The organism is Haliscomenobacter sp. (genome assembly GCF_041740695.1).
Taxonomy (GTDB): domain Bacteria; phylum Bacteroidota; class Bacteroidia; order Chitinophagales; family Saprospiraceae; genus Haliscomenobacter.
The window spans coordinates 23,614-37,210 of record NZ_JBGSLK010000122.1; the positions used below are offsets into that span (position 1 = coordinate 23,614).

13 protein-coding genes are annotated in these 13,597 nt (G+C 48.3%); 9 read left to right on the top strand and 4 right to left on the bottom strand.

Going from position 1 to position 13,597, the window contains the following annotated elements:
* The first annotated feature begins 25 nt into the window (after positions 1-25).
* Positions 26-1,564 carry a M20/M25/M40 family metallo-hydrolase gene (locus ACEW9O_RS24725; RefSeq protein WP_373552901.1) on the top strand — a complete coding sequence of 513 codons (1,539 nt, stop codon included), beginning with the start codon at positions 26-28 and terminating at the stop codon, positions 1,562-1,564.
* 357 nt (positions 1,565-1,921) lie between these two features.
* On the opposite strand, the gene ACEW9O_RS24730 is transcribed toward ACEW9O_RS24725, so the two are convergent.
* Positions 1,922-2,149 carry a hypothetical protein gene (locus tag ACEW9O_RS24730; protein WP_373552902.1) on the bottom strand — a complete coding sequence of 76 codons (228 nt, stop codon included), beginning with the start codon at positions 2,147-2,149 and terminating at the stop codon, positions 1,922-1,924.
* A 24-nt stretch (positions 2,150-2,173) separates the two neighbouring features.
* Positions 2,174-3,499 carry a DASH family cryptochrome gene (locus ACEW9O_RS24735; RefSeq protein WP_373552903.1) on the bottom strand — a complete coding sequence of 442 codons (1,326 nt, stop codon included), beginning with the start codon at positions 3,497-3,499 and terminating at the stop codon, positions 2,174-2,176.
* A 143-nt stretch (positions 3,500-3,642) separates the two neighbouring features.
* Here ACEW9O_RS24735 and tilS point away from each other — a divergent pair, with 143 nt between their 5' ends.
* From tilS to ACEW9O_RS24765, 6 genes are all read left to right on the top strand, one after another.
* Positions 3,643-5,001 carry a tRNA lysidine(34) synthetase TilS gene (tilS, locus tag ACEW9O_RS24740; protein WP_373552904.1) on the top strand — a complete coding sequence of 453 codons (1,359 nt, stop codon included), beginning with the start codon at positions 3,643-3,645 and terminating at the stop codon, positions 4,999-5,001.
* A gap of 36 nt (positions 5,002-5,037) precedes the next feature.
* Positions 5,038-6,105 (top strand): T9SS type A sorting domain-containing protein, encoded by a 1,068-nt coding sequence (locus ACEW9O_RS24745; protein WP_373552905.1) that lies wholly within the window; start codon positions 5,038-5,040, stop codon positions 6,103-6,105.
* A 225-nt stretch (positions 6,106-6,330) separates the two neighbouring features.
* Complete coding sequence (locus tag ACEW9O_RS24750; RefSeq protein WP_373552906.1) at positions 6,331-6,762, top strand: type I restriction enzyme HsdR N-terminal domain-containing protein; 432 nt, start codon at positions 6,331-6,333, stop codon at positions 6,760-6,762.
* 173 nt (positions 6,763-6,935) lie between these two features.
* The gene (locus ACEW9O_RS24755) at positions 6,936-7,910 is read left to right on the top strand and encodes an NAD-dependent epimerase/dehydratase family protein (RefSeq protein WP_373552907.1); all 975 of its coding nucleotides are present in this window, start codon (positions 6,936-6,938) and stop codon (positions 7,908-7,910) included.
* A gap of 60 nt (positions 7,911-7,970) precedes the next feature.
* Positions 7,971-9,158 (top strand): glycine C-acetyltransferase, encoded by a 1,188-nt coding sequence (gene kbl / locus ACEW9O_RS24760; RefSeq protein ID WP_373552908.1) that lies wholly within the window; start codon positions 7,971-7,973, stop codon positions 9,156-9,158.
* A gap of 139 nt (positions 9,159-9,297) precedes the next feature.
* Positions 9,298-10,041 (top strand): ankyrin repeat domain-containing protein, encoded by a 744-nt coding sequence (locus tag ACEW9O_RS24765; protein ID WP_373552909.1) that lies wholly within the window; start codon positions 9,298-9,300, stop codon positions 10,039-10,041.
* Here the strand turns inward: ACEW9O_RS24765 and ACEW9O_RS24770 are convergent.
* A complete protein-coding gene (locus ACEW9O_RS24770; RefSeq protein WP_373552910.1) occupies positions 10,038-10,328 on the bottom strand; it encodes a hypothetical protein in 291 nt (96 codons plus the stop codon). The genes ACEW9O_RS24765 and ACEW9O_RS24770 overlap by 4 nt on opposite strands.
* A 343-nt stretch (positions 10,329-10,671) precedes the next feature.
* On the opposite strand from ACEW9O_RS24770, the gene ACEW9O_RS24775 reads away from it, so the two are divergent.
* Positions 10,672-11,544, top strand: coding sequence for an OmpA family protein (locus ACEW9O_RS24775; RefSeq protein WP_373552911.1), 873 nt, complete (start codon positions 10,672-10,674; stop codon positions 11,542-11,544).
* Positions 11,545-11,754: 210 nt separating this feature from the next.
* Positions 11,755-12,981, top strand: a complete 1,227-nt coding sequence (locus tag ACEW9O_RS24780) for an NAD(P)/FAD-dependent oxidoreductase (RefSeq protein ID WP_373552912.1) — start codon at positions 11,755-11,757, stop codon at positions 12,979-12,981.
* On the opposite strand, the gene ACEW9O_RS24785 is transcribed toward ACEW9O_RS24780, so the two are convergent.
* A complete protein-coding gene (locus ACEW9O_RS24785; protein WP_373552913.1) occupies positions 12,982-13,563 on the bottom strand; it encodes a Uma2 family endonuclease in 582 nt (193 codons plus the stop codon).
* Between the last annotated feature and the right edge of the window lie 34 nt (positions 13,564-13,597).

Genomic DNA, 13,597 nt, shown 5'->3' on the forward strand with positions numbered 1-13,597 from the left:
ATGTTCCATCAAACAATCAAACAAAATGAAAAAACTGATTTTTATAGTATTCTTTGTTGGCTTGGGGTTATTTGCTTTTGGGCAAAATGAGGACATCCAAAAAATCCGCGCCAGCCACCAAAACCGCCACCACGAACTCCTCAACGAGTACGTCCAGTTTTGCACCCTGCCCAACACCTGGAACGACCCGGAGCAACTGCGCCAAAACGCCACCTTCATCGTGGAGATGATGAAAAAACGTGGCATCAGCAACGCCCGCACCATCGAAGCCAATGTACCCGGAGCGATCCCCGCGGTTTATGGCGAAATCCTCAGTCCTGGCGCTACCCGCACCCTGGTGTTTTACGCCCATTACGATGGCCAGCCCGTCAATCCGGCCAAATGGGCGGAAGGTTTATCACCATTCAAACCGCAATTGGCCACCTCAGCATTGGATAAGGGAGGAAAATTTCTTGATTTGCCCCCCGCAAATAGCCCTTTGAACGACGATTGGAGACTCTATGGCCGGGCCACCGCCGACGACAAAGCCGGGGTATTTACCCTCCTCAATGCCTACGATGCCATTCGCCGCAGCGGCTTAAATCCCGGCATCAACCTCAAGTTCTTTTTTGAGGGCGAAGAAGAACGGGGTTCAACCAACCTGGGGGCCATTTTAGCCGCCAACAAAGACTTGCTGAAAGCCGATGCCTGGATCATCGTGGATGGCCCCATGCACGCCTCGGGGCGCAAACAAATCACCTTTGGGGTACGAGGGGATGTGAACATGAACCTGACCGTATTTGGGGCCAAACGCCCGCTGCACAGTGGCAATTATGGCAACTGGGCACCCAACCCGGCCCTGAAACTGGTACACCTCCTGGCTTCGATGAAAGACAACAAAGGCAAAGTGCTGATCAAAGGTTTTTACGACGATGTGATTCCCTTGAGTAAAAGTGAACGCCAGGCTTTGACAGCGATCCCCGATCCTGCGCCCATCATGCAAAAAGAATTGGCGTTCGCCGCCTCAGAAAATCCGCAACGGAGCTACCTGGAATCCATCACTACCCTACCCACCCTGAACATCAACGGCATTGAAAGTGCCAACGTGGGCCGACTGGCCAGCAACATCATCCCAACTTTGGCGACGGTTACCCTGGATTTGCGGCTGGTGAAAGGCAACGACACCAAGCGGCAGATTCAAAAGGTAATCGACCACGTCAAAAAGCAGGGTTATTACGTGCTGGATAGTGAACCCACCGAGGAGGAACGCCTGCAACACGCCAACATTGCGGTGATCCGCCATGGGGAAGGCTACAATGCTCAACGCACCTCGATGGATTTGCCCATTTCACAAGCTGTAATCAAAGCGGTGCGTGGGACTAGCACTCAGGAGATTGTGCTGATGCCTTCGGCGGGCGGGAGTTTGCCGCTTTATTTGTTCGAAGAGGTCTTGAGTGTGCCGCCAATCACGATTCCAGTGGTGAATTACGACAATAACCAACACGGGGAGAATGAAAACCTGCGGATTGGGTGTTTGTGGGAGGGGATTGAGACGGTTGCGGCGGTGATGTTGATGAAGTGGTGATGGGTTGGAGCGATGGAAGTCTAATTGATAAATAAGATTCAGTATTTCGATCAATAATTCCAAGCAAGTAGAGAAATCAATCGTAATAATTTTTGCTTACGTCCAGCGGCGCTAGCCGCCTAACGTCTGTAGATAGGGGAACGGAGATGGGTATTTAAGGTGCGTAGCACCGGAACATTTCATCCTTTGTTTCGGTGCTACGCACCTTAAATACCTCGCTGTGTCTGACTGCTACAGACGTTAAGCGGCTAGTGCCGCTAGTCGGCTCAGTCTGGCTAATCGGGTATCAACAATTTTGAGACCATAAATTAAATATCCCTAGATTCCGTCATTATGGTTTAGTATACCTCTAATTCCTCATTTCTTTTTCCTTACCAACGCCACCAAAGAAACCAACGCCCAAGTCCCTTCCAAAATCGTAAATGGAATCGATTTGATCAGCACCGAGGACACACAAGCCAGACCAGCTCCGATCAAATTCATCCACATGTACCCTCGGCTGTCGTTGTCAATTTTGTTGAACAAATTGAGGAAGTAAGCCAGCAGGATGAGCCCTACGCCGAAGTAACCAATAATATCTGCCATGTCGCATTGGTTTTTTACACAGATCTATACTGGCGAATACGCCACCTCCGGCAACCAATGCCGCACATACTCCCCATTTGGATCATAACGTTTGGCCTGGGTTTCCATATTGAAATAGCGGTCTTCGCGCGGATCAGAACCTACGCCAGCCACATAATTCCAATTGCCCCAGTTGCTGCACACATCGTAATCGACGAGTACCGATTCGAAATATTCCGCACCCATTTGCCAGTTCACATGCAGGTCTTTGACCAAGTAGCTGGCTACATTTTGGCGGCCCCGGTTGGACATGAAGCCCGTGTGTTTGAGTTCCCGCATATTGGCATCAACGAAAGGGATACCCGTTTTTCCTTCGATCCAGGTATTCAGCAAGGCTTGGTCATTTTTCCATTTGGGATCGGCAACACCTCGGGTTCCGCCAATCTGGAAAATTTTGCTGCCGTGTTTTTTGGCCATAAAGCGGAAGAAGTCCCGCCACAAGAGTTCAAAAAACAACCAATAAGTCGATTCATTGGCACCTCGTTCGGCTTCGTAGCGTTTCAGCTCGTGGTAAATCATTTTGGGAGAAAGGCAACCTTGCGCCAACCAGGGACTGAACTTGGAGGAATAATCGCCGCCCAGCAATCCGTTGCGTGTTTCTTTGTACTCTTTGATTAAGTTGCTTTCCCAGAGGTAGTATTTTAATCGTTTCAAACCTTCGGTTTCCCCACCTTTAATGGTTAAAGCCGCTCGGGAGTCCAGTTCAAACTCCTCGTGGCCAAAATCAGCCAAAGTCGGAATATCCCCAGCTTCCAATTCGACACTCCAGGGATTGAAGGTTTTATCGGGCCGAGTCAAAGGCTCACGCACCGGTACAATTCGTTCTACTTCTTTGCGAAATTGGGTAAATACATCCGGGGTATGTTGCACCGGAAAGGGCAAATCGGCCGTGTAGTACAACATTTTACCACGATTGTAGCGCATCTCCTGGCCAATGCTCCACAATCTTTGTTCAAGCGTATCTTGCACCTGCACCTCTTCTGTGGTGCGTTCCCGGTTGCAAAAAATCCAGCCAGTTTTGCACTCTGCCGCTAGATCGAAAAGTACCTCTTCGGGTTTGCCCACCCTTACAATCAATTCACAATTGAGTCGACGTAAAGATTGGCGCAAATCGGCCACACTTTCTAGAATAAATTTCGCGCGGTATTTACCCGTTTTAGGGAACCCGAAACTCGTTTGGCCTTTAAAAACCCGCTCGTCAAAAACGAATACCGGGATCACCTCATAGGCATTGCGCAATGCGTCTTGAAGGGATTCGTTGTCGTGCAAGCGCAAATCCTGCCGAAACCACACAATGGCTCTTCTTCTCATAGTCAATCTTCCTTTTTGTACTGGTGTTGGGCTCGACAAACATAACAAAAGCGTTTGGGGCTAGTTCAGGATTGGATTGTAATTTTTTTTTCAAAATCAATTTCAGTGACGACCTTTGCACAATTCTGTACAATTGATGGACCATGTTAAAAGCATTTCAGGAATATTTATCACATTTGCTTCAGGACAACCCCGGCAATTACCGCTTTTTACTAGCCGCCAGTGGCGGGAAGGATTCCATTGTTTTGGGAGATCTGTTTTATTGTTCTGGCATTCCTTTTGGCATTGCCCACATGAACTTTCAATTGCGCGGCGAATCATCGGATGGAGACGAACGTTTTGTACAAGCCTTCGCCCAACGCTGCGACGTAGCCTGTTTTACTACGGCGGTGGATACAAAAGTTTATGCTGCCGAGCAACAATTGTCTACCCAAATGGCCGCCCGCACCATGCGTTACAGCTGGCTTGAAAAAATCCGTCAAGAACAAGGATTCGACTATATCGTCACCGCCCACCACCTGAATGATTCGGTAGAAACCATCCTCTACAACTTCACCAAAGGCAGCGGCATCAAAGGTATGCTGGGCATTCCAGCAGTGAATGGTCGGGTAATTCGCCCCTTGTTGTTTGCCACCCGCACTACAATCGACGCCTACTACACCCAGGAGGAGTTGGTTCACCGCGAAGACTCCAGCAATGCTGAATCGGGCTATGCCCGAAACTGGATTCGACACCAAGTGGTCCCGAACCTGCAAAAATTGAATCCCTCTTTTGAACAAACCGTGAGCCGCAATCTCGTTTATTGGCAACAGATTAACACTTGGTTTGAACAAGAGGCCGCACAAATCAAGGCCAAAATATGGCATACCGAGCCCCTCCGCCATACCCTACAACTCAGCTCTATCCAAGGCCATCCAGCCTTATTAACTTTGTTGTTTCACTGGTTGCAAGGATTTGGATTCGTGGCGGAACAAATCAGCGGCATACATGCGTCGGTTTTGGAGCAAAAGCAAGGCAAGTTATTTTTGAGCAAAAGCCATAAAGCACTCATCCACCAGGGTACCTTAATAATCGAAACCCAAAATACCAGTCCTGCCCCCCCTCAACTGTGGCCAGTAGAGGCGTTTAGCCTGTCGCTGCACGGACAAAAAATAACAATTTCTACATATACAAAAGGCCCAATATCAATCCCTCATCAACCCGATATTGCCTGGGTGGATGCTGCCGAATTGAGCTTCCCCCTGGAGCTACGGCACTGGCGTGCAGGTGATGTGTTTTACCCCCTGGGAATGTCCGGAAAACCTAAGAAAATTCAGGATTATTTCACCGATGAAAAGATCGATCGTTTTGCCAAAGATCGCATTTGGCTGCTGGTAAATGGCGACGGACGGATCATTTGGGTACTCGGTTTTCGGGTGGACGATCGCTTCAAAATTCGGGAGGACACCACCCACTTCGCCCAATTTCAACTTATACCCGAGCTTGATTTATCAAAAGAATAAACTAATTTTGGAAAAGCAAAAATCAACCCACCGATTATGAAACAGATCATTTACTCGCTCATTTTTCTGAGTATCGCCACTGTAGCAAGCAGTCAGACGACCAATATTACCGTTCCCAAAACCCAAAAGGGTGTAGTGACCAAGCTCGCGGCCACCTGGTGTCCGTTTTGTGGCAGTATGGCCTGGGATACTTATAAAACCATGGTTAGTGACCTCAGTTCGAAGTCATTGGTTATGGTGGCGCATCGCAGCACCAGCAGCCGTTTGTACAGCGCAACTGCGGAGAAGGTGTTGAATGCCTACGAGCCCGTTTTTTATCAGCCTTATTTCTTTTTCAATACCAAGTTGATTGGGGAGGGTGATGGAACTACCGGAGCTGACATGCAAAAGGCCGTGGATAATTTTGCCGTAGCTACACCAGTTGCCCAAACGGGCTTGGCGGTCAAGTTCAATCCTACTACCCGCGATTTGGAAGTGACGGCCAAAACGGAGTTTTTTAAAACGGCTACGGGTAATTACTTCACAGGAATCTATCTGATTGAAAAATCGGTCATCGAACAACAATCCAATCGGGGTTCAATGGCGGATCACCTCAACGTGCTGCGCACCCATTTTGGCACCAGTGAATTTGGCTTTGAGGTGGGTTCTGGCACCATGTCAAGTGGCTTTTTCAAAACGATCTCTACAAAAACCACCTTGGCTACCAAAATCAACTCCGCCAATATCATCATTGCCAGCATCCTGTGGCAAAAAACCGGGGAAACCACCTACAGCATGGTCAATGCCAACTGGACGGATCAGGTCAGCAATGTAACGACGAGTGTGGTGGAAAACCAAGCCTTGAAAGCCGGATATACCATCAGTCCTAATATCGTTCAGGAAAAAGCCAACCTGGAGTTCAGCCTACCTAAGGCGGGCAAAAACGTATTGGTGCAAGCTTTTGACATCAAAGGCCAAGTGGTCGCTACCATTTTCAGCGGCAATTTGCCTGCTGGCAAGCATCAGTTCCAACTGAATCGCCAACAATTGAGCAGCAAAGGGCTTTATTTCGTACGTTTGCAGGTGGATGGGCAGTTTGCAACCAGACAAGCGGTGGTGCAGTAACCCAAAAATCAATAAAGATTTTAAGGCCAGCAGCAATTATTCATTACTGTAGAGCCAAGAGCGACTTTTTATCACAAAGAAAACACAAAGGGGCACAGAGGACACAAAGTTAGACGTTGACGAATTTTTGTGTCCTCTGTGCCCCTTTGTGTTTTCTTTGTGATAAAAAATGCCGCTCTTGGAAAAGCCTATGTCCAAAATATTTTCGTGTTAAACAGCGCCAGAATGGACTTCTTGACCTACACCGATACCCTACAAATCAAAACTCAAGATCAAAAGCGCTACATCTTTGATCCCATCCGCAAAAAATGGATGGTGCTGCAACCCGAAGAATTTGTCCGCCAACTCATCGTCCAATACCTCCTCCAAAACAAAGGCTACAACCGCAACCGTATCGCCATTGAGCGCGGCATCAAAGTCAACGGCTTGGCCAAACGTTGTGACATCCTCGTGTACGACCTAGACATGCAACCCTTCCTGCTGATCGAGTGTAAAGCCCCCGAAATCCCCCTCGATGCCAATGTTTTTCACCAAATGGCCGTGTACAACATGCAATTGCGCGTACCCCACCTGATGATGAGCAATGGGGGGGCGAGTTATATTTGCAAAATTGATGTCGAAAATCAGGAATATACCCTCCTCCAAGACTTGCCATAAAGCCTTCCACATTATACCTTTGTATGACGCAAAAATTACTTCCTGATTTTTTTTGAGGCTTTTGAATAGGAAACTCACTTGAAATGAACCGTTCGACTTCCTATTCAAAACCCAAATCGGGAAGTTAATTTTTCTGCGTTACTTTGCTCCATTACTTTGTAGCCTAACCAAAAATGACCAAAAAAACCATCCTGATTACCGGGGCCGGAGGGCAGATCGGCTCGGTATTGACCAAAACACTGCGCGATACTTATGGTCCCAACTCGGTAATTGCTACCGACATCCGTAGCACCGAATTGGGCGATGGCCCCTTCGAGTTGCTGGATGTGCTGAACGGCAATCGTTTACACGAATTGGTGAATCGTTACCGGGTCACGGAAATTTACCACCTGGCTGCCATCCTGTCTGCTCGTGGGGAACAAAACCCCAAAATAGCCTGGGACATCAACATGGACAGCCTCTTCAACGTGCTGGACGCTGCCAAAGAGCGCAAACTCAAGGTGTTTTTCCCGAGCTCCATCGCGGCATTTGGGCCCAATACCCCCAAAGTCAACACTCCACAGGAGACCATCACCCAACCTACTACCGTATACGGCATCAGCAAAGCAGCGGGTGAAAACTGGTGCCAGTATTATTTCCTGAAATACGGCCTCGATGTACGTTCGGTGCGCTTCCCCGGCATCATCGGCTACCAATCGCTCCCGGGCGGCGGCACTACCGATTACGCGGTTGACATTTACCACAAGGCCATTCTGGGTGAGGATTTTAGCTGCTTTTTACAAGCCGACACCCGCCTGCCGATGTTGTATATGGATGATGCCATTCAAGGCGTGTTGCAACTCATGGATACGACCAGTGACAAACTCAGCGTGCGTACCAGCTATAACCTGGCTGGGGTATCCTTCACTCCTGCCGAGATCAGTGCCGAAATCCAAAAACATCACCCCGATTTTAAAATCCATTACGCCCCCGATTTCCGCCAGGCCATCGCCGATTCCTGGCCACAAAGCATCGACGATCAACAGGCCCGTCATGACTGGAACTGGCAACCTCAATTCGATTTGGCTCGCATGACTACGGACATGCTGAGCCATTTAGCTGAAATGTTGCAGATTGAAAAATTGAAAAATTTGGTCGCCCAAATTTGATCTTTTCACACCTCGACTTTTCTACTACTCTTCAACCTTTCAACCCTCAACATTTCAACCATGTACACTGCTCAAACCAGCCTGGAACAAGAAATACAAGACCTGCGCGACGCGGGCCTTTACAAATCCGAGCGCATCATCACCAGTCCTCAAGGGGCCGAAATAGCCCTCAATACCGGCAGTGAAGTGCTCAATTTTTGTGCCAACAACTATCTGGGGCTATCTGCGCACCCCGAAGTGATCAAAGCCGCCAAGGAATCCATCGATACCCACGGTTTTGGGATGTCTTCCGTGCGTTTCATCTGTGGCACTCAGGACATCCACAAGGAATTGGAGCAAAAAATCTCTCAATTCCTGGGTATGGAGGATACTATCCTTTACGCCGCTGCCTTCGACGCCAATGGTGGTTTGTTTGAACCCCTGCTGGGTGCTGAAGACGCCATCATTTCCGACGAGCTGAACCATGCCTCCATCATCGATGGCATCCGGCTATGCAAGGCCGAACGCCATCGCTACCGCCACAACGACATGAACGACCTGGAGGACAAACTCCAAAAAAGTGCAGGTGCCCGTCGTATCCTGATTTCTACCGATGGTTGTTTTTCCATGGATGGCACGATTGGTCAATTGGATAAAATTTGTGACCTAGCCGAAAAACACAACGCCATGGTCATGATCGATGAATGCCACGCCACCGGCTTTTTGGGCAAAACCGGCCGAGGCACCCACGAATACCGCAACGTGATGGGCCGCGTCGACATCATCACGGGTACCCTGGGCAAGGCGCTGGGTGGTGCATCGGGCGGTTTTACGGCTGCACGCAAAGAGATCGTAGAGCTGCTGCGCCAGCGTTCCCGGCCTTATTTGTTTTCCAATACCCTGGCACCGTCCATCGCAGGAGCTTCGATTAAGGTACTGGATCTGCTAAGTTCCTCTACCGAGCTGCGCGACAAACTGGAGGCCAATACCAAATATTTCCGCACTGCCATGACCGCTGCGGGCTTTGACATCCTACCTGGAGAGCACCCGATAGTGCCCATCATGCTGTACGACGCCAAACTAGCGCAACAATTCGCGGCAAGGCTCTTGGAAGAAGGCATTTATGTGATTGGCTTCTTTTATCCGGTGGTGCCGCACGGAAAGGCGCGGATTCGGGTGCAGCTGTCGGCTGCGCATGAATTGGAGCATTTGGAAAAGGCGGTAGCGGCGTTTACGAGTGTGGGGGGTGAGCTAGGGGTGATAAAATAAAAAATTTGATTTTAAAATGCTTTACAACTATATTTGTAGCCAAACCAATTGATCAAAAGGGCATAAGGAAAGCAAACAAGATTTAAAAGTCTTGAATTTCCTTATGCCCTTATTTTTTATCCCAACATAGCTTTACATCATGGCAAGTATAGATGACTTTGTAGGTTACATCGAGCTTCACGATGTAATGTCCATCCAAAACAGCTTCAAAAACGGGTTAGACCCAAACAGCCTGTTCCGTGGTGAACCCTTAATCTTTGAGCTCACCAGCGAATACACGCGTGGGGCCCGTTTTACGGCTTGTGCAAAAGCGTTTGTGGACGCTGGGTTAGCTCTGGAAGACTCCCTTTTGCCCGTCATTTTACAAGATGATGCAGTGGGTTTAGCACAAATGTTACAAAACGATCCAGGCTTGTTGCATAAAAAACACACCCTACGTTGTGCCTATACGCCCTTGCTCGAAGCTAGTTTATTGCACCTCTGCGCCGAATACAATCTCCTGGCTTGTGCAAAGGTGTTGATCGAAGCTGGGCTTAGTGTAGATACACCTGCTGGCCTTGATGAGCATGGTTTGGGGGGCCAAACACCAATTTTTCACACCGTCAATCAAAATGGCCACCAGTCCAAGGCGGTTTTTGAACTGCTGTTGAATGCCGGAGCAAATTTGCAGTATCAAGTCAAAGGGCTGATTTGGGGCCAAGGCTCCCCCTGGGAAACCTTGATTCCTGCGGTCAACCCGATCAGTTATGCGATGATGGGGCTATTGCCACAGATGCATCGGGATGAGGAGACGATTGCCGAGGTGGTAGGGATATTGATGAAAGCGGCGTATGGAATAGAGGAGGTGGTTAGAAATGTGCCGAATGTTTATTTAAAAAATTAGTGCTCCAAAAACCACTCCACCATTTCCTGCCATTCCTGCTCCAAACCATACGGTGGCCGCTTTCGCCCCGCCCGATTGTACCAATAGTCAGCATTCCAGATGTCGCCTTCTTTGCGGTGCAAATAGGCGTGTACCCAGGAACCTTCTTTGGAATGTACATCCTGGGCGATGTTGTGCGAAGCCTCCCAATCGCCACGGCCTTCGTGCCATAAGGCCAAGAGCAATAGATTGGAAAAACTAGGTGGTGTAGCCGACTGGAGTGAAGTTTGGAAAGTGATAAAATCCATATGCAAGTAAATTTTTAACAAATCGTGATTTCAAAGGTAAGGAACGAGAACGAAAGTGCAAGACCACAAAAAGAACGAGTTATTAAAGAAAAACCGCTAATTTTCTACACCTCCTCGCAAATTATTTGCCCGTTCCACAACTCAGCCTTATCTTCACCACTCCGACTCTCACGCAACAAGCCGACTAAAATCACTTTACCAAAGCAAAAACTTTTTGTCTTTGGGGAAGTTGGTATTTTAATCCACGATTTCAACTTATTCAATAAACTATACAACGATGAGATCGACAGCAACAAATCTTGCTTTCATTTGCTTCCTCTGCCTGACATTTTCTTCCTGTGTCATGAAAAAAGAGTACCTCGCCATGCAAGCCGACTTAAAAACCCAGCTGGATGCCGCGAATAAAGACCTGGGCAAATTGGGCGTCAGCCTCAATGAGTACATGAGCCGTTTGGCCGCTTGCGAAAGGGAAAAAGAAAGACTGGGCGGTGACATCCGTACCAACCAGAGCTCCATGCAATTGCGCGAGGAGCAAATCAATGACCTCAAAGCGCAAATCGCCGACCTGAAGTCTCAACGGGAAAAACAACTGAATACGGTAACTGACTTAACCAAAATCTCTTCTTCAGCCAACGACAACATCAAAGAAACTTTGTCACAGCTGGAGAAAAAGGACAAGTACATCCACTTGCTACAAGCGGCCCGTACCCGTGCTGACTCCATCAACCTGGCCCTCGCCGTCAACCTGAAAGGGGTACTGAAAGAGGGCTTGGATGACAAAGATGTAGACGTAAAAGTGGATAAAACCGTAGTGTTTGTCAACTTGTCCGACAAAATGCTTTTCCAATCCGGTAGCGCAACCATGACCACCAAGGCCAATGAAGTATTGGGTAAAATTGCCAAAATCCTCCAATCTCGCCCTGATTTGGAAGTAATGGTTGAAGGGTACACCGACAACAAGCCCATCAAAACCGCTTGTATCGACGACAACTGGGACCTGAGCGTAAAACGCGCTACTGCCGTAGTTCGGACCCTGCAGGTTGTCCACAAAGTTGACCCGAACAAATTGATCGCCGCTGGTCGTGGTGAATTCAATGCCTTGGCTACCAACACTACCGAGGAAGGCCGTTCTACCAACCGCCGTACCCGCATCATCATCATGCCTAAGCTGGATCAGTTTTATGACCTGCTGAATCCGGCTAAAGTGCCTAACTAAGGCTGCTAAAGCGACTTATTAGCACAAAGGACACAAAGGGGGGCACAAAGAACTCAAAGCGAAGCGTCGTCAACGTCCAACTTTGTGTCCTTTGTGCCCCCTTGTGTTTTCTTTGTGAAAAAAAATGTCGTCGCTTTGGTTTCACCTCTTCGAATAAACCCTATGTGATAAATTGTGCCTACTTTTACCCCAACATTTTCCATTTCTTACATGAGTCAAACGATCATCATCATCGGTGGCGGCGCTGCCGGGTTCTTTACGGCCATTCGAGCAGCCGAATGCGATCCAAGCGCGCAGGTCGTCATTTTGGAAAAAAGCAAGGATGTGCTGGGCAAAGTAAAAGTATCCGGTGGTGGGCGTTGCAACTTGACCCACGCTTGTTTTGTCCCGCGAGAACTCAGCAAATTTTACCCACGTGGCGAAAAAGAACTACTCGGCCCCTTCAATCGTTTTGCCTGTGGCGATACCATCGACTGGTTTGAAAAAAGAGGTGTGCCCACCAAAATTGAAGAAGATGGCCGCATGTTCCCCACCAGCGACGACTCCCAAACTGTGATCGATTGCCTCTGGAGCGCTGCACGTAAAGCCGGGGTGAAAGTGTACACCAATACCCCGCTCAAAAACATCAAAGCGCCCACCCAGGCAGGCAAAACCTGGGTCATTGAAACCAACAACCAAACCCTGCACGCGCACAAAGTGATGCTGGCTACGGGCAGTTCGCCAAGCATGTGGGATATGTTGGCAAAACTGGGACACCAAATTGTACCCCCAGTTCCGTCTCTATTCACTTTCAACATCAAAGATGCCCGATTGAGTGACCTTTTGGGCGTATCCGTTCCACTGGCCGAAGTACAAATAGAAGGGCAAAAGTTGCGTAGTTCCGGCCCTTTGCTGATCACCCATTGGGGTTTAAGTGGACCCGCTATTCTGAAATTGTCAGCCTGGGGTGCCCGCGAATTGGCCGCACTGAACTACCGTTTTACAGTCCGCGTCAACTGGATCATGGCTAAAACGGAAAGTACCCGCGAAGACCTGGAAGCCTTAAAACAAGAGGATGGCCGCAAAATGGTAATGGCCAATCCCCAATTCGGTCTGGCCAACCGCCTATGGAAACGTCTGGTGCAAGCCGCAGGCATTCGCGAGGACAAACGTTGGGCGGATTTGAGTAAAAAAGAAATTCAAGCCTTAGCTGAGGAATTGACGCAAGGGCGTTTTCAAGTCAATGGTAAAAGTATTTTTAAAGAAGAGTTTGTGACGGCAGGTGGCGTAGATTTGAAAGAGGTGGATTTTAAAACCTTCGAAAGCAAGTTGTTTCCAGGGCTGTTTTTTGCTGGCGAAGTGCTGAATATTGATGCAATTACGGGCGGTTTTAATTTTCAGGCTGCCTGGACAGGCGGTTGGATTGCCGGGGAGGCCATGGCAAGGCTTGAGGGATAATTAAGGATTCAAATCTACTCCTTTGTAAATGCCCAACATCGGGATTTCCAGACCCATAGATTGTAAGGGAATCATGTCTTCCAGGTTGTAATAATCAGAAGTACGCCACAGGTCCGCTGATTCACGGTAAAAACGAGACACATGGTACTTTTCCTGACTCACAATCAGGTATTCTTGAAATGCCGAAAGACTTCGATACATATTGAATTTATCCCCCAGATCGAATGCGGCTGAGCTATTAGAAGACACCTCCACAATCAGCAAAGGATTGGTGATGATATCCCTGCGTTTTTTATAAAATTCAGGATTAAGTGTTACGACCACAGCATCGGGATAGACAAAGCGATTGTTTGATTCAATGCGGATTTTCATATCACTGCTGTACACCTGAAAGGGAGCGTCATGAGCATCTATTACATTGTTCAATTGGGTGATAACCTTACCTCCCAACTGGTTGTGTACAACCGTTCCTCCAGACATTTCAACTATTTTTCCATTGTGGTACTCGTGCTTAGATAGACTGTGTGCTTCTAACTCCAGGTATTCCTCGATGGTGAAAATTTGACTTGCCGCAATCGTCATGGTTCGGAATTTATCAGCACAAGTTAAGTCTTTT